The sequence below is a fragment of the Lactobacillus psittaci DSM 15354 genome, from assembly GCF_000425905.1.
In the GTDB taxonomy this organism is placed as follows: domain Bacteria; phylum Bacillota; class Bacilli; order Lactobacillales; family Lactobacillaceae; genus Lactobacillus; species Lactobacillus psittaci.
The window spans coordinates 103,548-127,816 of the sequence record NZ_AUEI01000004.1; the positions used below are offsets into that span (position 1 = coordinate 103,548).

The following is a 24,269-nucleotide window of genomic DNA, read 5'->3' on the forward strand; positions in this document are numbered from 1 at the left end:
CTCCTATGCGTCTTCATCAACTAATTTAATATCTAATCCTAATTCATCACGAAGTTTTGCATAGCCTTCATTTTCAAGGCGTTTTGCAAGACTTGCATCCCCTGTTTTAACAATTTTTCCGCCCATCATCACATGAACAAAGTCAGGTTCAATATAGTTAAGTAAACGTTGGTAGTGGGTAATAAGCAAGGCACCAAAGTTATCGCCACGCATCAAGTTAACACCACGTGAGACAACCTTTAAAGCGTCAATGTCAAGCCCAGAGTCAATTTCATCTAATATTGCAAAAGATGGTTTAATCATCATCATTTGCATAATTTCATTCCGTTTCTTTTCACCACCAGAAAAGCCTTGATTCAAATAGCGTCCTGCCATTTCCATAGTCATGTCTAAAGTTTTCAAAGTAGACTGAAGTTCTTTCATGAATTCTCCCATAGGAACGGGATCATTCTTAGGACGACGAGCATTAACAGCTGCTTTGACAAATTCAGCATTAGTTACCCCAGGAATTTCAGCAGGATATTGCATTGCTAAGAAAAGTCCAGCCCGAGCTCTTTGATCAACTGGCCAATCTAAGATGCTCTCGCCATTTAATAAGATATCCCCACTGTTAATGTGATATTTTGCATCCCCCATAATTGTTGAAGATAAAGTTGATTTACCGGTACCATTAGGTCCCATTATGGCATGGATTTCACCCGTACTCATTTTAAGGTTAAGACCTTTTAAAATTTGCTTTTCTTCATTGTTGTCTTGAACTGAAACATATAAATCTTTTACTTCTAAGGTTGACATTATTTTCTCCCATTCGACTAAAAATGTGTTGTTACGAATATAAGCATACAACATATTGGGGATATTTCAAAGGTTAATTAATAATCTTTCAATATCTTGTATATTGAAAAACTTAACTTTTTTACTATTAAAAAAGAACCAACCTAAGTTAGTTCCTTGATTGAGATAATATTATTTTTTACTAAAGTGCACCTCTCGGTCAAAAATTGCACGCATTTCAGGTGAAAAATTATGAGCAATAAAAATAATCGTAGCTGGTGACGTTTTCAAGTTTTTGAGAATTTCTAGGGTTGTATTTTTATCAATAGCACTGGTTCCCTCATCAATCAGCATAATCGGTTTTTGATGGATCAAATTCCGGGCTAAAATAATTTTTTGTCTTTGGCCACCTGAGACATTAAGTTGATCTAGATTAATTTGCTTATCAAGCCTTATCTTATGACTTTTTAAATCAACACTTAGTCCCATCTGCTCTGCTACTTCTTCAACTTGACTATTTAACTTAGAATCAAACATCGTAATGTTTTCTCTGACCGTACCTGGAAACAAGACAGACTGCTGCGGAAGATAGCTGACGGACTTTTGATTAATTTTAATATTACCTAGTTTCGGTGATAATTCGCCGATTAATAATTTAAGAAAAGTTGACTTACCCGCACCAGTGTCTCCAGTAAGTAAAACTTTCTCACCAGCTTTAAAAACTTGCGCAGGGTAATGCAGTTCTTCACCATTAGGATATTGATAAATCAAATCTGTTGTTGAAATTTGTATACTATCTTCATTCTCAGATTTACTTATCAAAGTCTTGCGGCTTTCAGTAATTACTTGAGATAAAGACTTAGTACTCTTAATTTCCCCTAAATCATTAGCTAATTCCTCAATTGCATTCATAATATAAAATTGAAAATTACCAATTCCAACAATTACACCGAAAGCAACTTGACCATTAATGAATAAGATTGCAGCCGCAAAGGTCAAGACAAAGTCAGTTAGCAGCGAAACAAGTTCGTTATTAAAAGCTAAAGCTTGCTTTAGCTTAGTCTGCTTGATAGTAGCTTGTTCAAGCTTAGTTGAAGTTTTTGCTAAAACCTGAAAAAGCTTAGCTCCAGCTAAAAAGCGTCTAATTTCACTAATTCCATCAAGCCATTGGCTAATTCGCTTCAAATATTCTTCATTTGCTCCCGATAGTTTCTCTAAAGCTCTTTGCAAAGGCTTATCAATTAATTTAGGCAAACTTAAACCAGCAGCAACAATAATTAGTAAGATTATTAACAAACTCCAATGCAAACTATAAATAATAACAGCAGAAATCACTAAGATTGCGGCATTATTAATCATACTTGTTAGCTTGGTCAATTTATTTTCTGCCATTAACTCTAAATCATTGGTTACGCGATTTTGCATTTTTGAAACAGCAGGTCTAGTGGCATCTTCATAATAATGTGTAATTATATCAGCTCTCACTTCATGGAAGTAATTTTGAACTTGCTTTTGTAGCAAAATTGTATAAACAGGCTCAGCTAGGGTGCTAAGAAAATATGCCAGGCAAAGTCCAATTGTCGTACTTACCCACATTTGCCATTTTAAAGCCTGTAACGCTGTACTGCTAACTAAAACAAAATAACTGGATAATGCAATTGCACCAGCATTAATAATTGCTAAAAAGACTATGCTAAGAAAGCGAACCGGATTTACTTTAAAAAGTTCTTTGAAAGTCATTACTAGTCCACTCCCTTTCTTAAATGAATTTCTTTATCAAACATTTTCCGAGTTGTTTCAGGAAGATTGTGGGCAATCATAACGATTGTTTTTTTGCTTTGAAGCAATTTAGCTATAATCTCATGACTTGCACCAGCATCAATTGAACTTGTTGCTTCATCCAAGAGTAACAACTTTGATTCATAAATTTCACTTCGGGCTAAAATCACTTTCTGCTTTTGTCCTCCTGACAGATTATCATGATCTAAATCTATTTCAGTGTCGAGTCCTGCTGGCAAAGTTGCCAAATCACGATTAAAGCCTAATTTTTCAGAGATTGGCATAACTTTTGAATCTAACTTTGAATTGAACATTGTAATATTATTTTTAATTGAAGATGGAAAAAGTTTGGCATCTTGAGCAATATAGCCGACTCTTTCTAAATCCGGTAATATTAACTTCCCAGCTTGATCAAAATAAGTTATTTTCCCTGTTTTTGGAGAAAGTTCAGCTAATAACAAACGAAAGAGTGTAGACTTTCCTACTCCACTATCACCAGTAATTAAAACCTTTTCTCCCATTTTTACATTAAAATCTGGATATTTAATAACTTCGCCATCTGCATATTCAAAACTTAAATCACTAATTGCAAAACATGTTGGCACTTGCAAATGTTGTGTCAATTTCGTTTGAGGCTCTTGCAACATTCCTAGTAGCTTTTGGTTTAGAGCATGCGTTGAATTAAATTGGGTTAATCCTTCTGTAATGGCGTTCACACTGTAAAAAATCACGAAAGCTAATGAAACAGCAGCAGTCGCAGCACCAAAGCTAATTAGGTGGTTAAAAAACAGCAATCCGGTACCAATACTAATTCCAACTTGAGCAAAGATATTAATCATTTCATTTAAGCCATCAGCCAATTGATTAAATGTTGTTCGTTTTACATTTATTTCTTCTAACTGTTCCCCAGACTTAGACAATTCTGAAGATAATTTTGCCTTTGCATCATAGCGTTTTAACTCAGCAAGTCCGCCAAACCAATGGCTGGTATCACGCAGGTACTGTTCATTTTTTTGCGTCAAGTTTTCAGTTAGGGATGAAAGCTTGTTTCTCAATAAATATGGAGCTAAGGTGCAGATTAACAGACATCCAGCAAAAAGCGGCAGAAGGCTCCAATGAATTTGGATAGAAAAATAAATTGAAAAGAGCAAAACAACTACATTTTTAGCAATCATAAATGCTGCTTGCGCATAATTCGAAGATAAAATTTTCAAATTATTTGCAAGAGTATTTTGCATCAGATTAACATCCGTTGCCTTATTATAGTAAAAATGTTTAACTAGCTTTTCTCTTAATTGGTGGATATAAGACTGTAAGTGAATTTTAAAAAGTAACGCTGTTATATTAACTAAGACAGCCGAAACTATCCCAATACTTAAATTAAGAATCAAGTTTGTAACAAATAATTTTAGATTTTTCTGCGCAATTGCATCTAGCGGGTATCTAATCCAATAATCAGCCAGAGTTGCAAATGCAGCTGAGATAATAATTAAAAAACTCAATAATATTGAGCGTAAAGGTTTGTGTTTAATTAAGCCTATTATAGTCATTCGTTTTCTCCTCTTTAGAGGAAATAATATCATATGGCAAGAAAATATTAAAGTTTTTTTATAAATCATAGTATTTGTTGCTGATTTTTATTTATATTTTAATAGTGACAGAATACTTTATTTCTTTTTGGGTTCAACTCCCCTCATGTCCACACACTTCATGTTTAAAATACCATCGCTAATGTTAAGCCCTGACTTCTTAAAGATTGAATTCACTTTATTCAAGCGATTATTCCGGACTAATTGCTGATTAAGTTCTTCATTCTTCTTTTTAAGTTCTTCTAATTACTTAGCTGTTTCATCTTGCTTCTTTTCAGGGTCTTTATCCACCTGTTCTTGCTTGTACTTGTCCAGCTCAGCTTGAAGTTCCTTAATACGGTCATTAGCAACATGCTTTTCATGCTGTTCCTTGCCGATTCGATTCTTCAACTTCTCAAGTTCAGAGGTAAGTTTGTCGTAATCCTTACCACCATCTTGCTTTTCTGGATTTGGTTCAGCATTACCAGCTTGTTCTGGCTTAACTTCTTGGCCATTGTTGGTTACATTTGGTTGTTCTTCGTTAGGCATATTCATTGTCCTTTCTAAACTCGCATTTACCGTCGTGGGAGACACTCAGGTTGTTCTTTAACGCCTACAACGCACGGAAAAAGGCATAAAAAAAGAACTAACGTGTTGTTAGTTCTTAGATTCAAAATTGTTTAAGCTCAGGTATATTCATATAGAGGATTCCAAGTTTTAGATATTTCAATCAGTCTTTTTTCTAAATAAGCCATTTCTTCTTCGCTCAAGCTTTCGATAAAAGAATTTGATATTTGATAGTCTACGGGTGGCTTTCGAATTTCACGTTGAATATATTCTTCTATTTCAATTCTTTGCATTTTATAATCCCATCTCAACTTTATATAATATTCAAATTGTCATTTTTCATTTTCTAAATCAATGAGTTCCAATATTGTATCATCACCAATCACATCCAAAGGATTCGAATGCACAAGTTGTTGAATCTTTTCACGGAGTAACTTGTTCTTTTCAGCTTCAGTCATTTTTTTCATAATAAACCATTCCTTTATCTCACCAATCTATTTTTTGCAAACATCATTATTCCTCACAAAGAGAATTAACATTGTTTTTTCTAAGTTGATTTAAAAATCACCTTTTATATTCTGTCTCAAGAAGTTCAATTAAAGTATCATTGCCCATAAGTTCTACAGGGTCTGTCTTGAACATTTGCTTAATTTTTTTCTTCCAAAGGATCTTTTTTATGATTTTTCAAGGTGAACAACTCCTTATTATTTTCTAAATCCATCCATTGCTGAATTGTTCTGGATAAGAATCATCTTTTATCGCTTTCGTAATCGCTCTATATGCTCCTGCCTCATAGGAATTTGAAAGTTTTTGATTATTCTTCAAACGATAAGATAGGTTGCTCTTATTAACTTCTATTTGATTAATGCACTTTTTAGTATCTCCATTCCAAATATCATAAACTACTTTATCTTCAGAGTTAGATACTAATTTAATGGTAAACATCAAATTCTCTCCTACTTTATCTAAAAATATATCTTCAGAAGTGGTATCATCAGTCAGCAACTCTATCGCACTCATCTTGAATATCTTATTAATCTTTTCTTCAATTAAGGTATTTCTATCTTTTTTCAAGATAAGTCACTCCATCCTTTAGCAATGAGCTTAATTAAAATCAATTTTTATCTTTAAAATTAGCCCCAACCATCACTATATTTTTCAGGAGCTACATTAGACCTTATTGCTTCCATGATTACTCTATATGCTCCCGCTTCATATGAATTAGACAATTTTCGATTATTTTTCAAACGATAAGATAGGTCTTTTTTGCTAACTTCTATCTGATTAACATATTCATTTCTATCTTCATCCCAAATGTCGTAGACTAACACGTCTTTGTTATTTGATACTAATTTTATAGTAAACAATCTACTCATTCCTTTCAGCATATAGCTCTCTTAGAAGTAAATTAGTTATTAGCCTATGCACCTCTATAAAAATACTCATCTGGCGGAGTCCATGTGAAAGAAATTTCTGTTAGTCTTTCAATAAAATAATTCCACTCTTCCTTTGAAAAGCTATCTTCAAATTTAGTCGTATATTGTCCATCAATAGTAGGTGGAGTATTAATAAGTTTTTGAATATACTCATCTATTTCAGCTTTTCTCATCTAGCTTCTCCTAATTGTTAGAACTAACCTCATCTTGCTTCAAATAATACATTGATTTATAAATATTTTCAATCAAAAAAGCCCTGACACATCAAAGTGCCGGGCTTTTCTTACAGTGGAGATGAGGGGAATTGAACCCCTGTCCAAACGCATTCCATCACTAACCTCTACGATCATAGAGATATTATTTAAATTTCATTAGGTTCAAACGCCATATATCAGGGCTAGTAGAACCTAACTAACCTGCAAATTCTCTTCTTATTCTCTCAGGTGGCAAAACTAAGCGTAACCTATTAGAGTTGATACCAATTAGCAACCATAGGTGAATCGCTAAGAGGCAACACATGCTGACTAAGCAGCTAATGCGTAAGAATTATTATTGTTTGCAGTTATATTTAACTGATAACGTTTTTACGTAGACGTAACCTACGAATCGCAGTCAGCGCAGATCTACGCCTGTCGAATCCCAAAACATCCCCATAAAAAGGACATAGTAATTATAACGATAAATTACTATATCCTCAAGTCTTTTGTTTAATCTAAGTGTGCCAAACGAACAACATCACGTTCAATCATCAATTCTTCATCAGTTGGTACAATTAATGCTGCAATCTTAGAGTCGCTCTTTGAAATTAACTTTTCACCATTGGTCTTGTTGGCTTCAAGATCTGGATCAAGTCCCATACATTCAAATGGCTTCATAATACCAGCACGAATGTATGCATCATGTTCACCAATACCAGCAGTGAAGACAATTGCATCAACGCCACCCATTTCAACTGCATATGAACCGGCGTAACGAATTGCTCGATTAATAAAGATATCACGAGCTAATTTTGCACGTTTTGTGTCACTACCTTCAAGGTCTCTCATATCTGAAGAAAGTCCACTGATTCCAAGTAAGCCTGACTTATGATTCAATAAATCAATCATGTCATCAATCTTATTAATGCCTTCTTTATCCATGATAAATTGAACTAAAGAAGCATCAATATCACCTGAACGAGTACCCATTGTAATTCCAGCTAATGGTGAGAAGCCCATTGAAGTATCAAATGACTTGCCATTTTTAACAGCTGTAATTGAAGCACCTGAGCCTAAGTGACAAACAATTAACTTAAGATCTTTCAAATCCTTGTGCAATAATTCTGCAGTTCTATTTGCAACATAGCGTACACTAGTACCATGTGCACCATATTTACGAGCCTTATATTTTTCATAGTATTCATAAGGAATAGAATACAAATAGTGAACTTCATCCATTGTTTGGTGGAATGAGGTATCAAAGACACCAACTTGAGGAACACCTGGCAGCAATTTCATAAACGCCTTAATTCCGCGTCCTTCAGCTGGATTATGTAATGGTGCATAATCAGTTAAATCAAAAATCTTTTGTAAATTCGTTTCATCAATAATAGCTGAATCTGCAAATTCTTCCCCACCACTAACAATTCGATGACCTACACCGGCGATTTCATTCAAATCATTAATAACACCGTATTTTTTTAGCCAATCAAGTAAAACATGAACTGCTGTATCTTGATCTGGTAAATCGACTTCTTCATGATACTTCTTACCATCAGGTAATTTCATTTCAAAAGTAGAACCAGCAATACCAATTCTGTCACCCAATCCTTCAGCTAAGACGGTTTCTTCGGGTAGTGCAAACAATTTATACTTAAATGAAGAACTCCCGGAGTTTATAGCCAATACTTTCTTCATTATAAAACTCCTTTTCTCTTCTCAACAAACTATCTCGTTTTATTATACCACTCGTTTAATTTTTGGCTGAAGTCAAATAAAGATTTTTCTTTTTTCAAAGAATCAAGTTTGGTTAAAAGAATTTCTCCATTCTTAGAGTTTGTTCCATGATTTTGGAAGACCATCAATGATTTTTGATTTAATGGATTAGTAAATAAATCATTTGGTAATTGAACAATTGAACGTAAGTGTACTTTCTTAGCTAACCATGGCATAAATTCACTACCTAATTTCCCTGAGATAAGAGAATTTGGTACTAATAAAAATGCATATCCATCTGGAGCCAAGTTCTTAATGACTTGTTCAACAAATAATTCATGTGCCAAAGAATGTCCTTCTTTGGCATGAGTTGCAAAATTCTTAGCATTTTCGTCAATTGGATAGTACCCTACTGGCAAATCACTTAAAATCACTTCTGGCTTTTCTACCATCCAGCTTTCTAAAGCATCTTGGCAATATAAGTCAATCTTAAAGCCATTTAAATGTGCACCAACATCAGCTAAATCAAGCATTGCTTCATCATTATCAATTCCGACAAGATGATAATTATTTTGAGAATGATGACTGGCCACTAATTGATTAACCACATTGTAAAGTAAGCTACCGGTACCTAAGGCTGGATCACCAATTGTAATATCAGATTTAGAAATTAACTTATCAAACATTAATGAAATTACAGTTGCTAAAATTTGCGGAGTTGGCATTTGACTGTAATCTCTACCATCATCATTAATTGCTTTAAGAGTTAATAAAGTAAAGATAAGGTATTTTTTATTTTTAGATAAGTTTTCATAATCTAGTTGTTCATAAGCTTGTGACAACTTCTTAACAGTTTCAACATCAGGTGCACCCATTTCGACCTTAATTTTGCCATTTTCTAAGTTGTCAAAGGTTTCAGTAACTGCACTTGCCATCGGTACATTTAAGGCTGTTTGTAGAATATTTACTGCTTGTAAGAATTTACTAAAAGTTGCTTCAATATTGTTCATGAATAATCGCTCCTAACTACAGTCACTATTTTAAAGTAAGTTACAGAGTTAATGCAAGCAACTATTGCTTATCAAAATATTCGATTAGTAAATGATTGTTTTCGACACTTTGGCTAAAACCAAGTTGATAAAAATGTACCAAGACTAGCAAAGTTAATAAAACTAGCATCGTTGCTAGTAAAATACTTCCTCTAACCTTTGCCTTTATCAACTTTTTTATCAGTTTCTTCATCGGCCTTATCCTTTAATATCATCTTTTTTGGCTTAAATATCAAATCACTCTTCTTACCATCTAATTCGGTAACGTGAAGTCTAATATAATCAGGTTCAATATAAAAACGGGCTGCTCTTAAATTTAACAATAATGGCATATGGCCACCATTTGGCGTAGTTAGTCGCACCATCTCATTCTTATAAAATTCGATACGATAATCTTTGGTAGTTTTATGGTTAATTCTTGGAGATAAAATAATTTTTTGAGAGTTAGATAAATCGGTTCTTACGGTTACTTCATCGAATTTATCCAGAAATTGTTTAAATTGTACGTAGCTAAAAACAACTTCATTATTGAGATGACCCTTGCCTTGATAATGTTTAAAACTAAGTAAGATTTGGCTCAAGCTAAATACACACAAGATAGTGATCATAATTCCAAAGAGTGCTTCTATCAGCAAAAATCCCGACTTCTTATCTTGCTTGATATTCTCGATCATGAACTACAACCCTTTTTACATCAGTATTCTTCAAAATATAATTTGCATAACTTTGATCAGCCTTTAACTGCAATTGTTCTTCAACTTTTCTCGCTTCATAGACGCAATTGACTACAAGTGTCAAACAAAGCATTACTAATAATAAGCTTATTGCAGCTTCAGCCAGTAGAAACCCTTTCGTTACCATTGATAATCTTTCCCCACATCATTTGCATTTTGATTTGACGGCTATACTTTTTAGTTGCAAAAGTAATAGTTCGCGGACTTAAATAGCCATTTGGTCCCATAACAATATTACTAAAACGCATTAACTTTACTCTTGGATCTAAAGCAACTCTACGACTATAATTTTTAGCAACAAGTACTAATTCATTCTTAGATTCATAATATTTAACAGTTAACGCCACCTGATTGACCCCTGAATATCTACTTGCTCGTCCAATAAACTGAATTGCAGTATTAACATTGGTATTTAAGACTTCTTGCTCTTCTACATCTTTCAAACTAAAATAAGTAAAAATCATCATAGAGCAAACAATTCCTAAAGTAATGACAGTCTCAACTAAAGTGAAAGCTCTACTTAGCCCCATCTTGTTTAATTGTTTCAACGCTACCATCTTTAATGATAAATAATTTTTCAGCCTTTTCCTTTTGCTTCTTTGTAATGTAATTATCTGATTCCAATTCCGCAAAGGTAACAGTTTTGCCATCATCACTGGCTAAGTCCACTTGAGCTTGAATTGTTGTTCTGAAAGCTTCGGTTGTCTTTTGATCTGCCTTTTGCTTTTGTTGCGTCAAATTAGGCACAATTAAAATTAGTAAAATTGCAATAATAGCAATCACAATTACCATTTCAATTAATGTAAATCCCTTACTCTTTTTGGTTCTTAATTTAGCCAAAAGTTGTTTCAATTTTTTCATAATAAGTTCCTCCATCACATACTTTGCATTACTGCATAAATTGGCATTAATAATTTCAAATACATCCCCACAATGCATAGACCAATAAAAATAAAACAAATTGGTTGAACATTCACAACTAATTTTTCTAATCTAATAGTCAAATCTCGAAAAAAGCTTTCTGCTAATAAACTACATTTTTGACCTAGATTCTTTTTGCTTGCTCCTGTTTTTAGAAAAATTAATAAATTATCAGGTAAAAAAAGTTCCTTCCTTACCACTTCTTCTATACTTTCACCATTTCTAAGACGTCTTAATGCCTGCTCTCCGATAACTGTTTGCAAGCTATCTTCTTCTTGATTTGCAAAGAATTGAAAAATTTCTTGAAAACTAAAACCTGCTTCGAGCATCATTCCTAACTGTCCTGAAAGTAAGTAATGAATATAACTTAAGCTTAACTTTCGAATTATTGGAAATTTTGCTAAGCGTTTTAAGGCATGATAATCTTGCTTTTGATATAGCTTAAGTAAATATAAAATCCCTGCTACTGCAAAAATTGCCAAACCTGTTAAAAGCGAAAAAACAATATTGCCACTATTGTCACTACTACTAAATTGTTCATTCAAAAACTTTTGCATGAATATCAGTAAAAAAATCATCATTACAAACAAAGTAAATGGATAAGTCAATTCTGCTTGCAACTTTTTAATTTGCTTAGCCTTCAGCTTTTCTAGATAAACCAGCTGTGATAAGCAATTCACTAAATTTCCCTGTTCCATTGCCAGGTCAAGCTGAGAAGAAACCGTCTTACTGAACCCTAAATTCGATAAGAGTTCTCTAAATCTAACTCCTTCTCTCATCAAAGCTTCTTGCTTTTTTATAAGCACTCCCTTTTTTGGCCACAAACCAGGGATAATTTCCAAAGCTTGTGCAAAAGATAAGCCGTTTTTTAAAGAGCTTTCCAGATACTCTAAAAACTCCACTTGTTCAGCCAAGGTTAATTTATCCTTCTTGAAAACGATCGAAGTCAGCTGCACTTATAATCCCCTCCTTTAGTAAAAATTTCAGGTTGTCAGTCCAAGTTATAAAGTCACCATGCCGCTGAGTTTCAAATTCTGAATTTAGCCTTTTTCCTGCTGCAATATCTAAGAGACAGGCTACTTCCCCACTTTTCATTGGAATAAGCCGCTGATAAGATACTGCTGTTAAACAGTTAGCCAATTCAGCTTGTCCTATTCCTAACCCTTGAAGTCGAGAAATTACTTGTAAGGTCGACTTAGCATGTAAAGTCGCCAAAACCAAATGGCCACTTAAAGCAGCATCTACCGCTAATCTTGCGGTTAAGCTATCACGTATTTCTCCAACTAATAAGATATCCGGTCTTTGACGCAAAGCTGCTTTAAGTAAGCTCTCATATGAGATGTTAGCTTCCAGGTTAATCTGCGTTTGTAAAAAAGTCGGTTCATAAATTTCAACTGGATCTTCAATCGTCATCACAACCTTATTTTTTCCAACTTCTTTAGCAATCTCATACATTGTTGATGTTTTACCAGAACCTGTTGGGCCACTAGTCAAAATCAAGCCACGTCTACTAGCATGAGTAGTTAAATTAATGAGTTGGTCCTTCATAAAGTACTTATTACTTCCAACCACATAAATTAATCTAATCACCATACTCTCTTGGCCAGAAAAATCTCCAACGCTCGAAAAGCGTAAAAAGAATTTTTCTTTGGCTATACTTCCTACTTGAGGCCGTCGGTGTTCAGCTATATCCATGTCTGCCAAAAACTTAAAATAATTAATTAACTCTTGGCCTGCTTTGCTTACAACGGTTTTAAATATAATTAGCTTGTTGGGCAAACGAAACTTTAGTTGATATTCTTCTTGATTAGGATAAATAAAAATATCACTTGCACCTAATTTCACAGCTTCATTAATTACCTCTTGGGCAAATAACTTTATTTCCATAACTTTTCCTCCTGACACTTCTATATACACCAAAAGGAGCAAAAAATTTTTGGAAAAATAAAAAAAGACAAAAAAAGAGTTACTAGCCATTTCAACTAGTAACTCTTAATTTAAAAATTAGTCTTCATCTGCAGCAGCAGTGTAAACATTTGAAACATCATCATCATCTTCTAAAGCGTCGATTAAGTGTTCAAATTGTTCCTTCTTATCTGCTGGAACTGGAGTAGTGTTTTGTGGAATCATAGTAAGTTCTGCATCAGCTAACTTGTAGCCAGCCTTTTCTAATGCATCACGTACAGCAGTGAATTCCTTTGCATCAGTGTAGATTTCGTATGCATCATCACTGGTTTGCAAGTCGTCACCGCCAGCATCCATGACATCCATAAGCATTTGATCTTCATCTGCATCAGTAGTTGTACGATCAATTACAATGTAGCCTTTACGGTCAAACATGTAAGCAACTGAACCAGTTGAACCCATGCTACCACCATTACGAGTAAAAGCAGTACGTACACTAGTAGCAGTTCTGTTCTTGTTATCTGTCAATGCTTCAACTAAAACAGCAACACCACCTGGTGCGTATCCTTCGTAAGTAATTTCGTCGTAATGTTCTTCAGAGCCACCTTCAGCCTTCTTGATAGCTCTTTGAATGTTATCTTTAGGCATGTTGTTTGAACGAGCCTTATCGATAACTAAACGCAAAGCAGGATTCCCTGAAGGGTCAGGACCACCACTCTTTGCAGCCATATAAATTTCACGAGATAACTTTTGGAAAATCTTACCTCTTTTTGCGTCTTGTGCATTCTTACGACCTTGAATATTGTGCCATTTTGAATGTCCTGACATATAAGAATCCTTCTTTCTTTTTTGTAGTTAACGTTATAATCTTAACGCTAACTAAGTCTAAATTCAATTGCAATTGCCAATTTCGTTGTTTTTTTTATGATATTTTTTGAATAAATATTCTATTAATAGCCAGATTGCGATTCCGCAAATAGCTCCTGTTGAATCTAAAACTACATCATGAACGCTTGGAGTGCGATCTCCGGTCAAAAATTGATGGTATTCATCAAATACTGCTACTAAAACTGGAATTGGGAAAATAAATATCACGGCTAAAATTTTATTAAAAAATAGGCGTTTAAGTCCAACAAATAAGCTGCTAGCTAGGATAAAAAAACTGGAAAAATGTGCAAGCTTACGAATAAAGAACTGAGTAAAACCGGCTGTTCCATCCGTCTTCACATTATGGGTTACGCCACCATAAACAATCGTCAAATCTTTGAGCAAATTCTCAAGCAAAGAAAAATGATGATTGAGAGTAGTTGAGCTTAACTTTTGCTCATGGTATGTCATTGAACTAGAAATAAATAACGCAATAAAAATCAATCCAGCAATTAATAAGGCAATTTTTTCTTTGCGAGTAAAGTGAATTTTTTGCATTTTATTATTTATTTTTTCTTAAAATAGCCTCACAGGCACGGTGAATTTCTTGGTAACTAGTTTCAAAATCGCCACTATACCAAGGGTCATCTATATCATTATTACTACCTAATATTGAAAGTAACTTAAACTCTTTTTGCTGAGGATCACCAGCTGTGATTCGATTTAAATCTAAAAAGTTTTCCTCATCCATACAGTAGATTAAGTCAAACTTTTGGTAATCAGATTTTTCTACCTGGCTAGCTAGATGACTTGTAAAGGGAATCCCTTTTTCGGTTAACTTTCTTTGAGCGCGAATATCCATAGGATGGCCGACTCCACTTGAATCGATTTCATCCCTAGTCGTGGCTTTTGAAGAAAATTCAAATTCTGAAGCTAATCCCGCTTTTTTAGCTAAATCTTTTGCAATAAATTCTGCCATTGGAGAGCGACAAATATTACCATGACAAACAAAAAGAATCTTTTTCATGTTTATCCTTTCTTATGCTTTCTTTGAAGTATAAAAAATAATATCATTACCAGTCCACTTACGACAACACCCAAATTAAAGCTAGAATTCATTGTAACTTTCATTCCTGAGTATATTTCTGTCGCTAATACACTATTTACTTTGTCAAAAGCTAATGTACCAATTCCTACCATTCCAAGACTTGCCAAAAAAGCAAAAATTCCAGCCCAGCGTTTTCCTAATAGAATAAAGACAGCACTTAAAAGATAGCAAAGCAAGATTACATAAAAGGCCATTTGATATGAACGTGCTGCTTGTTTAATTTGATCAGCATCGGACTTAAATTCTTCATTAAAACCAGCAACTAAAAACTTAGAAATAAATCTTTCTCCTGCTGTCTTAGTAGGTAATTTTAAATCTTTAGCAGTAAGCGTCGTATCCTTCTGAAAACGACTGGACATTTGATAAACTTCCCAAGGAGTGGTTGAAATTACCGTTTTCTTTGGCAAACTATTTAAAAGTTCATCCTCTAAACCTGAACTTTCTAAAATATTTTGCCCTAATGCCAATTCGCTACTTTCTGATGAATTAACTACACGGGATATAACAGTTTTAGCAAGTAAACGATTGTTGCTACTTGTAATTGAAATATCTGAGAAAATCATCATAGAAAGTGATAATAATAACCCCAAAATTGCAAGAATCTTTATTAACCAAGAACCTAATATCTTCATTGAACTATCTTTCCAATCTCAAAACCAATAAACACCAAAATAAAACCGAGCACATAAGAACTAAGCCCATAGGCGAATTTTAAGTGGATGTTTTTTTCGGCAACTAATTCTTTATTCAAAGTTGAAAATGTCGTATACCCGCCTAGCAAACCTGTACCTAAAAAGAGATAACTTGTTTTAGTTAATCCAAGACCAAATAATAAGCCAAGTAAAAAGGCACCAGATAGGTTAATTATCAAAGTAGCTAGTGGGAACTTATCTGATTTAATATGGCGAGTTAAAAACAGACGAATTACGGCCCCTATACTTGCACCAATTCCAGCCAAAATCACTTTTTACCACCCACCTTTTCTCCTGATTTCATCCCAAGATATGCCATTAAGTAACCAGCAACAATTGAAATTAAGAAATAAACACTAGCAAATTGAAAATTTCCAGCTAAGGTAGCCTTTAAACCATCAAGTTCAAAGCTAGAAAAAGTGGTAAATGCACCAACAAAACCCGTTCCTAAACTTAAATTAAGCCAAGCAGGAAAAACGAATTTATTTATACTGTAAAAAGTTAAGAAAGCCAGTAAAAAGCAACCTAATAAATTACAAATAATTGTACCAACTTGATTATAAATATTAGTTAAGAAATAGCGACAAATACCCCCAAAAAAGGCAAAAATCGCTACGCTCAAATAATCGCGTCCATTCTTCATAGTTTCATCTCCAAATCACTTTAGTAATTTTACCACAAAAAAGCAGGCGTGAGGACTACGCCCACGCCTGCTACGCAATACTACAACTTAATCTTATTTAATAATAATGAACTTGTAACTACAGAAACTGAACTTAAAGCCATCGCTAATCCTGCAAATTCAGGAGTGAGAACTACTCCTTGTTGACTAAAAAGGCCCGCAGCTATTGGAATACCAATGATGTTATAAATGAAAGCCCAGAAAAGATTAAGTTTAATCCGGTTAAAAATTTTCTTTGAAATCTTTAAAGCCTTAAGCAAGCTCATCAAATCATCTTGCATTAGTACAATCTCGCCACTTTCAATTGCAATATCAGTGCCACTACCCATAGCAATTCCGACATCTGCCGTTGAAAGAGCTGGTGCATCATTGATTCCATCCCCTACAAATGCGACCTTGCTTTTAGTTTGTAATTTCTTGATTTCTTTCGCCTTTTCATTAGGTAAAACTTGACTAATCACTTTATCAATTCCAATTGCTTGTCCAATTGCCTGCGCAACAGAATCGTTATCTCCTGTTAAAATGATTGTCTCTTTACCCATTTCTTTTAATTTATTAATTACTTGCTTGGCATTTGCCTTTGGTACATCTTGCATCGCAATTACACCAATTGCTTCGCCATTTGTACCTACATAAGCACAAGTCTTGGCTTGTGCTTCTAATTTTTTGGTAGCTGCTAACAGTTTATCGCTTAAATTGGTTACCATTTTTTCATTACCAATAAAAACTTCTTGTCCATTAACTTCGCCTGAAATACCAGCACCTTTATGTACTTTAAAGTTTTTGACATTACAGTTTGGTAATTTATATTTAGCTGCAGCTTTTAAAATCGCCTTAGCAAGAGGATGTTCACTATCTTGCTCCAAGTTATTAGCTAAGGTTAAAACTTGCTTTACATCACCAACAATATCGGTTACAACTGGTTCTCCCTTAGTAATTGTTCCCGTCTTATCAAAAACAAGAGTTGAAACTTGATTAATTGCTTCAAGTGCTTGACCATTCTTAATCAAGATTCCTTGTTTGGCACTTAAATTTGTCCCTACCATTAATGCTGTTGGAATTGCTAATCCCAGTGCACATGGACAAGCAATCACAATTACATTAACTGCAAAAATTAAGCTTTGATCAATCCCTGCGCCTAATGCAACATACCAAATCTCAAAAGTAATAATTGCGAAGATTAAAACAGCGGGCACGAAATATTGGGCGAACTTATCAGTTAATCGTTGAATTGGCGCTTTTGAAGCCTGTGCTTTTTTAACAAATTCAACAATCTGATTAAGAACAGTATTTTTACCGATTTTAGTAACGCGATAATTGATAACACCATCGTAATTGACCGTAGCACCAACCACCTTGTCACCAACTTGTTTTTCTACTGGCAAACTTTCACCAGTAATCATTGACTCATCAACGTGACTATTACCACTTACAACAATTCCATCTGCCGCAATTTTCATTGCAGGTTTTGCAATTAAAATATCACCGGGCTTAATCTGCTCAATACTTATAGTGCGTTCTTTTCCCTCATCTAAAATAATGGCCTCTTTAGCTTGTAACTTTAATAATTTTTTTAAAGCACCACTTGCTCGGCTTCGCATACTTTCTTCAAGACTATCACCAACAAGGACAAATAAAAGGACAATTGCAGCACTTTCAAAATAGACATCATGACCAGTAAACATTGCAAATAAGCTGTAACCATAAGCTACCATCGTTCCGATAGCAACTAAAGTATTCATATTTGCTTGACTTTTTTTAAAAGCGGCCCAAGCACTAAAGTAGTAATCCTTGGCAATCAAAAGCATGATTAAAGTGGTTAAAACAAACGCAACATAATTATAAGCTGGAATTTTAATCTTAAATGGCATTAATACCATTTGAATCAACAGTGGTAACGCCAAAATTAACGTGATAATAACTTTTTGCCGGGTAGTTAATCGCATTACTTAACTACGACCTTTCCATGAAACATATTCATACCACAACTATAATTAAATTCACCAGCTTGATCTGTTGGAACTTTGACGGAAATTTTTTCATTAGGCTCAATTTTTTGATCTAAGGCTAACTCAGCTGACTTAATTTCTGCTAAACATGCAGTTGAATCTTTTTGTAGAAATTCAACTTCTGCTGGAATTCCTTTTTGTAAAACTAAGGTTGAAGGAGTATAGCCGCCTTGAATAACCACTTGTGCTTTTTGCAAATTGTTATTTGCTTCTACTGCTTTAGAATCATCCACCTTACGGAAGTAAAACCACCAAACAATGAATACAATCAATAATATTGCAATAATTACTGAAATCATCATAATAATAACCTCTCCTTTTTCTTTTTAACATTGGTGTTTTTTATTTTTTGATAAACAGTCACAGGGAACCGTCTCTGGTGCAACTTTTTCCATCTGAGTAAGTTCTGTCTGAATTTCTTGAATTGCAGATTTTGATAGAGGTAGCTCTTTAATTAGACGAATTAAAAGTTGGCCCTTATGCATATCACACATATTGCTGAACATTCCTTTTGCTACTTGATACATCATTTCATTTTCTGAAACGGTAGCTGAATAAGTGAAAGTTCGACCTGTCTTATCAGCAGAAACTATCCCCTTTTCGATTAATCTACGAATCAAAGTTTTAATCGTTGATTCTGACCAATTGTTTTTTGGCTTAAGTTCCGCAATAATCTCACTACATTTTGCCTGATCTAAGGTCCAAATTATTCTCATTACATCCCATTCAGCACTTGAAATATTTTCTGTTGTTATTTGCTTATTCATCTTTCCACCTCTGTTTACATTTGTAAACAACATAATCCATTATAATTTTGCGTTTACATTTGTCAACCGATTTAACTAAAAAAGAAGACCTTTCGGTCTTCTTCTACAAAATTTGCTTTAATGCCTTGGCAATTCCATCTTCATCATGACTTGCAGTAACAAATGTAGCACGTTTTTTGAGGTCATCAATTGCATTTCCCATCGCTACTTTACAAAAAGAATCATTTTTAAACATTGACAAATCATTGGCCTGATCACCAAAAACCACAACTTCTGAGTCCTTAATCTTTAATTTTTCTGCTAATTCATGTACTGCGTTTCCCTTAGTCGCACCCGGTGCATTAATCTCAATAATTTGATCACCACTACCAGAAATTTCCCAACGCTGATACCAATCCTTAGGAATTTTAGCTTTTAATTTAGCAATTTCACTTGCTGACCCTAAAAATTCAGCCTTGATAAAAGTAAAATCGCTACTTAGCTCTTCCTTTTTAATAAATTTGAATGGCATCTTAGTTAACTTAGTTGTTAATTTCATCAAATCAGATAATTGGCTTTCTAGCGTCAGGTAGCAATCTTTTTGCATAAATTGCAATGTACATTGACTCCCTTCGCTTAGCTTAATTAAGTCGGTCAAATCTTCATAGCTTAAAAGATGACTAACAACAACTTCTCCGGTTAATTTTTGCACCATGCCACCATTAAAGACAACAGCATAATTGTCTGGAGAAATTCCTATTTCTTTAAAGTAAGATACTACTCCTGATAAAGGCCTACCTGATGCTGGCATTACTAGTATTCCTTGATCATTAGCCTGCTTTAAGGCAGCTGCTGTTTGCGAACTAACTGTATGATTAGAAGTTAATAAGGTGCCATCTAAGTCAGTTACTATCATTTTTATTGCCATAAAATCACCTCAACCTTACAGGACAAACTTCTTAAGAGCTTTAGCAATCCCATTATGATTGTTATCATCAGTCACATAATCAGCTCGCTCTTTAATTTCATCAATTGCGTTGCCCATTGCCACTTTAAAGAAGTTAGGATTACTAAACATTGAAATGTCATTTCCTTGGTCCCCAAAAAGCATAACTTCATTTTCTTCAAAGCCTAATCTATCAGCTAATTCAGCCAAGGCTAATCCCTTAGAAGCTGAAGGATTATTGAATTCGACAATATTTTCAGCACTGCGAACCACATTATACTGTTTTTCAACCCAATCGGGGATTCGATTCCAAAAGCGACTGACTTCCTCAGTTGAGCCAGTATATTCACACTTAATATAAGTAAAGTCTTTGGGAATCTCTTTCTTATCTCTAACCAAAATTCGATTATTAGTTGTACTTGCATTAATCCCCATCTGAACATTAATATCACGGTCCAAGGTATAAAATGCTTCAGTTGTTTCAAAGTGCAAGTTAATATCTGCTAGTCGCTGCAACCGTATCATCGTTTCAAAGTCATGATAATTTTGTTCATGACTAAATAAAACATGACCAGAATAAGATTGTGCAACTCCACCATTAAATACAGTGGCAAATTGATCATCACCTTCTAAGCCAAGTTCATCAGCGTATTGCAAGATGCCGGACAGGGGTCTACCAGAAGCTAATACAATTTTGATTCCGGATTTACGTGCAATCGTCAACATCCTTTTAGTTTCTGATGCGATTGTATTAGTTGAAGTTAATAAAGTTCCATCTAAGTCAACTGCTAACATTTTTATGGTCATCTTATTTCCCCCATTCAGTTTATATAGAAATATTATATCAAAAAGCATGAAAAAGAGCCTGCAAAAAATGCAGACTCTTAATCAGCTTTTATTCAACAGTTACACTCTTAGCTAAGTTTCTTGGCTTATCAACATCTAAGCCCTTGTTCTTTGAAGCATAGTAAGCTAATAATTGTGTAGGTACTACCGTTAATAATGGTGACAAGTAGTAATCAATCTTAGGTAAGATTACATCATCGCCTTCATGTGCAAAGTCCTTCATAGCAAAGACCATAACGTTTGCACCACGACTTTGAACTTCACGAATATTACCACGAGTTAAATCACTTGTAGCAGGGTCATTAATCAAGGCAATAACTGGAGTATCTTGTTCAATCAGAGCAATAGTTCCGTGCTTAAGTTCAGCAGCTGCAAAACCTTCAGTTTGAATGTAAGATACTTCTTTAAGCTTAAGTGCACCTTCTAAGGCAACAGCATAATCAACACCACGGCCAATGTAAAAGGCATTACGTGCACATGGTAAGTACTTCTTAGCTAAAGCATCAATTTTTTCTTTACCATCAACTAATTCTTGCATACCTTCAGCAGCTAATGCTAATTGGTTCTTCAAATCAAAGTCTTCAGCAACCTTAAGATTCTTAGCTTCACCAACGGCCTTAGCTAAGACAGCTTGAACTGCAATTTGAGCAGTGTATGCCTTAGTTGAAGCAACCGCAATTTCAGGACCAGCCTTTAAAAGCATTGTATAAGTTGCTTCACGTGATAAGGTTGAACCTTCAACATTAGTCATAGTTAAACTTGGTAAATGACGTTCATTAACTTGCTTCAAGACTACCCGTGAATCAGCAGTTTCACCAGATTGTGATAAGAAGATAAAGAATGGCTTCTTAGACAAAGTTGGGAAGTGGTAACCAAATTCTGATGCCAAACCAACTTCAACTGGAATTTCTGAATACTTTTCAATTAAGTTCTTACCTACTAAACCTGCGTGATATGAAGTGCCGGCAGCTAAAATGTAAATTCGATCACTGTCAGCCATTGCCTTGACAATATCATTATCAACCTTAACATCACCATCTTGACTGAAGTAATCATTACTAATACGACGCATTACAGCAGGTTGTTCATCAATTTCCTTGAGCATGTAGAATTCGTAAGTGCCCTTTGATGCTGCGTTTGGATCAATATTTAACTTATGAGGCTTTCTTTCTACAGCTTCACCATCAATAGTTTCAATATGGTAGCTATCCTTAGTTACATCAGCAACATCGCCATCTTGTAAGTCTACAAAAGTCTTAGTTTGGTCAAGGACACTAATAGCATCTGAAGCAATGATGTTAAAGCCATCACCAACACCAAGCATCATTGGTGACTTGTTCTTAGCAATGTAAATGTGGTCTGGCTTTTGGCTATCAACTAATAAGAAGGCATATGAACCAACAACTAACTTTAAAGCTTTCTTAAAGGCAGAAAAAGCATCTAAATTATTTTCTCTAGCAATTTTAGCAACTAATTGAACAATAACTTCAGTATCAGTTTCTGACTTGAAGTTAACACCTTGTAAGTACTTTTCCTTCAAGTCACGATAATTTTCAATCACACCATTATGTACTAAATAGAAACGGTGGCTTTCATCAAAATGAGGGTGAGCATTGTCAACAGTTGGCTTGCCATGAGTTGCCCAACGAGTATGGCCAATACCAACTAAGCCTTGTTCATCTGGAGTTAATTTAGCTTCCAAATTCTTGATTCGGCCAACAGCCTTAGTTAAGTAGTCATGACCATTTAAGTCATTAAGATAAATACCAGCAGAGTCATAACCACGGTATTCCAAATTCTTTAAACCATTTAAGATGACTTCTCTAGCTGGCTTACCAACTACACCAACAATTCCACACATATTATTTTCTCCTTTGGTATAGCTCAATTCGGTCAATTAAAAGCTATATTTAAATTCTTAGTTACATTTGCAATAATAGCGGTTTACAAAGTTTAGGTCAAGTGTTTTCATCCAGTTCTAATTAAAATTGGTATAGATTGGCAAAAGAAAAAGCAGCTAATCGCGCTGCTTCTATAATATATAATTAAATTAATAATAAATTACTATCTTTTAACTCATAGCATTTACTGAATTTTTTACGTATATCGTCTGGAATATGGTGATCGATCTCAATAACTGTCAAGTTAGAATCGTCTAAAAGTAAATTATGGATATCTTCAGCGGTCTTAGGGTCTAAAGATGCCGTTCCTTCATCTATTAATAAGAAGTTTCGATTATACAAAAAGGCACGTGCTAGTTCAATCCGCTTCTTCTCACCACCTGACAAATTGTTTCCATCTTCATTAATTTGACCATCTAATCCCACTCTTTGACCCAATTCTGTTAGGCCTGCCTTATTAAGGGCAACATTTATTTCTTCATCAGAAAATTCTCTACCTAAAGTTAAGTTAAAGCGAAAAGTATCGTTAAAAATATTAGAATTTTGATCAACTTCACCAAAATACTCTGGCTTGGTTAGTATTTTTTGACCACCAGCTGTAACAAAAAAGGCTTTGCCGCTATCAGGTTTTAAAGCATTAGTAAGTAAATGTAACAAGGTACTCTTCCCTTGTCCGGAGCGCCCTGTTATTAAAATCTTATCACCCTTATTAATTACTAGATTTACATCTTTAACTACTTGATGCTCATCAAAAGCAAATGAAATATGCTCTACATTTAAAGCTGAAAACTCAACTTGTTCATTCTCACCACTTCTCGTCTTTTCAGATAGGATTTGAAGCTGATCAAAGTGCTTAAGTAATGGCTTAGCTGAATTAATCGTTGTAAGCGAACCATTAATTGCCAAAATATTGTTAACAATCCAAGCACTTGAATATTGAACCATAATAAAAGAAGAAAGTGATAAACGTTTATCAATTACAAACCAAATACCAATTCCAATAGGAAGAAATGACAAGGCATATGCTAAAATTCCGGCAATAAAATTACTGAGCGCAATAGTGTTATCCCGCTTTTTCTTGGCGTTAGCTGATTCATAGACCACTTTTTTCCCTTTTTCAAATAAAAATGGGAAAGCATTATAGTGCAAAATCAAATTAATATGCTTTAGATAGTCATTCATAAAACCTGTATATTTAGAAACTTTATCACTCCAAATTTTGGAACTTTCTTGAACTTTTTTAGCCATAATCTTTGGTGCAATCACAGATAGAGATGAGAAAGCCATAAAAATCAAGGTTAAGATAAAGTTAGCATTAATTGCTAATAAAAGACAGACTACTAGACTAACAACACTTGAAATAAAAGAAAAAATTTGTGAGATATAATTTCTTTCAATCATTTCCAAGTCATTGTTAACAAAAGATAACTTGGCAGAAATATTTTCATCTTCTGTGGAGAAAGTTGATTTTAACAAATAAGTTCTAACATTCTCATTAAATGAAAAAATTGTTTGGTTAAGAGACCTAGCATACAAATATTGTGCAAGTACTAAGAATGCTGTGGCTAAAATAATAAATAAAATTTCTGCGATTACACGCTTTTTATCGCCAGCACTGATCATGGCGAAAATTTGAGAGTAAGTCCAAGTTCCAAATGGTGTTTCTAAAGCAGCAATAACAGTAAGAAATAAACAAGCATAAACTAATTTCTTTTCGAGGTATTTTTTCATTTTTGTCCTCCTCTATAATACATTATTTATTTTTTTATTATATTCAGGGGGGATTTAAGTCAACTGTAATTTTTATAATAAAAAAGCCTGATTTC

The 24,269-nt window shown here is 34.2% G+C and carries 30 protein-coding genes and 1 other RNA gene; all 31 read right to left on the bottom strand.

What is annotated here, in order from left to right; genetic code table 11:
- Positions 1-3: 3 nt before the first annotated feature.
- The 31 genes from sufC to H628_RS0100640 all read right to left on the bottom strand — a co-directional run bounded on the left by sufC (position 4) and on the right by H628_RS0100640 (position 24,174).
- Positions 4-795 carry a Fe-S cluster assembly ATPase SufC gene (gene sufC / locus H628_RS0100495; protein WP_006584932.1) on the bottom strand — a complete coding sequence of 264 codons (792 nt, stop codon included), beginning with the start codon at positions 793-795 and terminating at the stop codon, positions 4-6.
- 171 nt (positions 796-966) lie between these two features.
- Positions 967-2,514 (bottom strand): ATP-binding cassette domain-containing protein, encoded by a 1,548-nt coding sequence (locus tag H628_RS0100500; RefSeq protein ID WP_027824678.1) that lies wholly within the window; start codon positions 2,512-2,514, stop codon positions 967-969.
- A gap of 2 nt (positions 2,515-2,516) precedes the next feature.
- The gene (locus H628_RS0100505; protein ID WP_027824679.1) at positions 2,517-4,103 is read right to left on the bottom strand and encodes an ATP-binding cassette domain-containing protein; all 1,587 of its coding nucleotides are present in this window, start codon (positions 4,101-4,103) and stop codon (positions 2,517-2,519) included.
- A gap of 285 nt (positions 4,104-4,388) precedes the next feature.
- Positions 4,389-4,670, bottom strand: a complete 282-nt coding sequence (locus H628_RS07150) for a hypothetical protein (protein WP_236692231.1) — start codon at positions 4,668-4,670, stop codon at positions 4,389-4,391.
- Between the two features lie 137 nt (positions 4,671-4,807).
- Positions 4,808-4,981: a hypothetical protein gene (locus H628_RS07800; RefSeq protein ID WP_169449737.1), complete on the bottom strand. Its 174-nt coding sequence runs from the start codon at positions 4,979-4,981 to the stop codon at positions 4,808-4,810.
- Between the two features lie 39 nt (positions 4,982-5,020).
- Complete coding sequence (locus H628_RS08010; protein ID WP_280513045.1) at positions 5,021-5,155, bottom strand: hypothetical protein; 135 nt, start codon at positions 5,153-5,155, stop codon at positions 5,021-5,023.
- 244 nt (positions 5,156-5,399) lie between these two features.
- Entirely contained in the window at positions 5,400-5,762 is a 363-nt protein-coding gene (locus H628_RS0100525; RefSeq protein WP_236692230.1) for a hypothetical protein, read from the bottom strand.
- Positions 5,763-5,821: 59 nt separating this feature from the next.
- Positions 5,822-6,076, bottom strand: a complete 255-nt coding sequence (locus H628_RS0100530; RefSeq protein ID WP_244874306.1) for a hypothetical protein — start codon at positions 6,074-6,076, stop codon at positions 5,822-5,824.
- Positions 6,077-6,108: 32 nt separating this feature from the next.
- Entirely contained in the window at positions 6,109-6,297 is a 189-nt protein-coding gene (locus H628_RS0100535; protein WP_027824682.1) for a hypothetical protein, read from the bottom strand.
- A gap of 113 nt (positions 6,298-6,410) precedes the next feature.
- Positions 6,411-6,776: a transfer-messenger RNA gene (gene ssrA / locus H628_RS07500) on the bottom strand.
- 55 nt (positions 6,777-6,831) lie between these two features.
- Positions 6,832-8,019, bottom strand: a complete 1,188-nt coding sequence (locus tag H628_RS0100540; RefSeq protein WP_027824683.1) for an acetate/propionate family kinase — start codon at positions 8,017-8,019, stop codon at positions 6,832-6,834.
- A 29-nt stretch (positions 8,020-8,048) separates the two neighbouring features.
- A complete protein-coding gene (locus tag H628_RS0100545; RefSeq protein ID WP_027824684.1) occupies positions 8,049-9,047 on the bottom strand; it encodes a class I SAM-dependent methyltransferase in 999 nt (332 codons plus the stop codon).
- Positions 9,048-9,238: 191 nt separating this feature from the next.
- Positions 9,239-9,760: a ComGF family competence protein gene (locus tag H628_RS0100550; protein ID WP_027824685.1), complete on the bottom strand. Its 522-nt coding sequence runs from the start codon at positions 9,758-9,760 to the stop codon at positions 9,239-9,241.
- Complete coding sequence (locus tag H628_RS0100555) at positions 9,735-9,947, bottom strand: hypothetical protein (RefSeq protein WP_027824686.1); 213 nt, start codon at positions 9,945-9,947, stop codon at positions 9,735-9,737. Before H628_RS0100555 ends, H628_RS0100550 begins: the two co-directional genes overlap by 26 nt.
- Entirely contained in the window at positions 9,919-10,368 is a 450-nt protein-coding gene (locus tag H628_RS0100560; RefSeq protein ID WP_027824687.1) for a hypothetical protein, read from the bottom strand. Before H628_RS0100560 ends, H628_RS0100555 begins: the two co-directional genes overlap by 29 nt.
- A complete protein-coding gene (gene comGC / locus H628_RS0100565) occupies positions 10,337-10,681 on the bottom strand; it encodes a competence type IV pilus major pilin ComGC (RefSeq protein WP_051237950.1) in 345 nt (114 codons plus the stop codon). Before comGC ends, H628_RS0100560 begins: the two co-directional genes overlap by 32 nt.
- Before the next feature lie 14 nt (positions 10,682-10,695).
- Positions 10,696-11,697: a type II secretion system F family protein gene (locus tag H628_RS0100570; protein WP_027824689.1), complete on the bottom strand. Its 1,002-nt coding sequence runs from the start codon at positions 11,695-11,697 to the stop codon at positions 10,696-10,698.
- The gene (gene comGA / locus H628_RS0100575; protein WP_027824690.1) at positions 11,663-12,628 is read right to left on the bottom strand and encodes a competence type IV pilus ATPase ComGA; all 966 of its coding nucleotides are present in this window, start codon (positions 12,626-12,628) and stop codon (positions 11,663-11,665) included. The genes H628_RS0100570 and comGA overlap by 35 nt, the downstream gene beginning before the upstream one ends.
- 117 nt (positions 12,629-12,745) lie before the next feature.
- The gene (locus H628_RS0100580) at positions 12,746-13,474 is read right to left on the bottom strand and encodes a YebC/PmpR family DNA-binding transcriptional regulator (RefSeq protein ID WP_027824691.1); all 729 of its coding nucleotides are present in this window, start codon (positions 13,472-13,474) and stop codon (positions 12,746-12,748) included.
- Positions 13,475-13,537: 63 nt separating this feature from the next.
- Positions 13,538-14,071 (bottom strand): VanZ family protein, encoded by a 534-nt coding sequence (locus H628_RS0100585; RefSeq protein ID WP_027824692.1) that lies wholly within the window; start codon positions 14,069-14,071, stop codon positions 13,538-13,540.
- A gap of 4 nt (positions 14,072-14,075) precedes the next feature.
- Complete coding sequence (locus H628_RS0100590; RefSeq protein WP_027824693.1) at positions 14,076-14,540, bottom strand: low molecular weight protein-tyrosine-phosphatase; 465 nt, start codon at positions 14,538-14,540, stop codon at positions 14,076-14,078.
- Between the two features lie 2 nt (positions 14,541-14,542).
- Entirely contained in the window at positions 14,543-15,253 is a 711-nt protein-coding gene (locus H628_RS0100595) for a hypothetical protein (RefSeq protein ID WP_027824694.1), read from the bottom strand.
- Positions 15,250-15,585: a CrcB family protein gene (locus H628_RS0100600; RefSeq protein ID WP_027824695.1), complete on the bottom strand. Its 336-nt coding sequence runs from the start codon at positions 15,583-15,585 to the stop codon at positions 15,250-15,252. The genes H628_RS0100595 and H628_RS0100600 overlap by 4 nt, the downstream gene beginning before the upstream one ends.
- The gene (locus tag H628_RS0100605) at positions 15,582-15,956 is read right to left on the bottom strand and encodes a fluoride efflux transporter FluC (protein WP_027824696.1); all 375 of its coding nucleotides are present in this window, start codon (positions 15,954-15,956) and stop codon (positions 15,582-15,584) included. The genes H628_RS0100600 and H628_RS0100605 overlap by 4 nt, the downstream gene beginning before the upstream one ends.
- Positions 15,957-16,036: 80 nt before the next feature.
- A complete protein-coding gene (locus H628_RS0100610; RefSeq protein WP_027824697.1) occupies positions 16,037-17,941 on the bottom strand; it encodes a copper-translocating P-type ATPase in 1,905 nt (634 codons plus the stop codon).
- Entirely contained in the window at positions 17,941-18,306 is a 366-nt protein-coding gene (locus tag H628_RS0100615; RefSeq protein WP_034538059.1) for a cupredoxin domain-containing protein, read from the bottom strand. Before H628_RS0100615 ends, H628_RS0100610 begins: the two co-directional genes overlap by 1 nt.
- Positions 18,307-18,330: 24 nt before the next feature.
- On the bottom strand, positions 18,331-18,771 hold the full coding sequence (locus tag H628_RS0100620) for a CopY/TcrY family copper transport repressor (protein WP_027824699.1): 441 nt from the start codon (positions 18,769-18,771) through the stop codon (positions 18,331-18,333).
- A gap of 103 nt (positions 18,772-18,874) precedes the next feature.
- Positions 18,875-19,678 carry a Cof-type HAD-IIB family hydrolase gene (locus tag H628_RS0100625; protein WP_027824700.1) on the bottom strand — a complete coding sequence of 268 codons (804 nt, stop codon included), beginning with the start codon at positions 19,676-19,678 and terminating at the stop codon, positions 18,875-18,877.
- A 15-nt stretch (positions 19,679-19,693) separates the two neighbouring features.
- Complete coding sequence (locus tag H628_RS0100630; RefSeq protein WP_027824701.1) at positions 19,694-20,503, bottom strand: Cof-type HAD-IIB family hydrolase; 810 nt, start codon at positions 20,501-20,503, stop codon at positions 19,694-19,696.
- Between the two features lie 88 nt (positions 20,504-20,591).
- The gene (gene glmS / locus H628_RS0100635; protein WP_027824702.1) at positions 20,592-22,403 is read right to left on the bottom strand and encodes a glutamine--fructose-6-phosphate transaminase (isomerizing); all 1,812 of its coding nucleotides are present in this window, start codon (positions 22,401-22,403) and stop codon (positions 20,592-20,594) included.
- 184 nt (positions 22,404-22,587) lie between these two features.
- A complete protein-coding gene (locus H628_RS0100640) occupies positions 22,588-24,174 on the bottom strand; it encodes an ATP-binding cassette domain-containing protein (protein ID WP_027824703.1) in 1,587 nt (528 codons plus the stop codon).
- Positions 24,175-24,269: the final 95 nt, after the last annotated feature.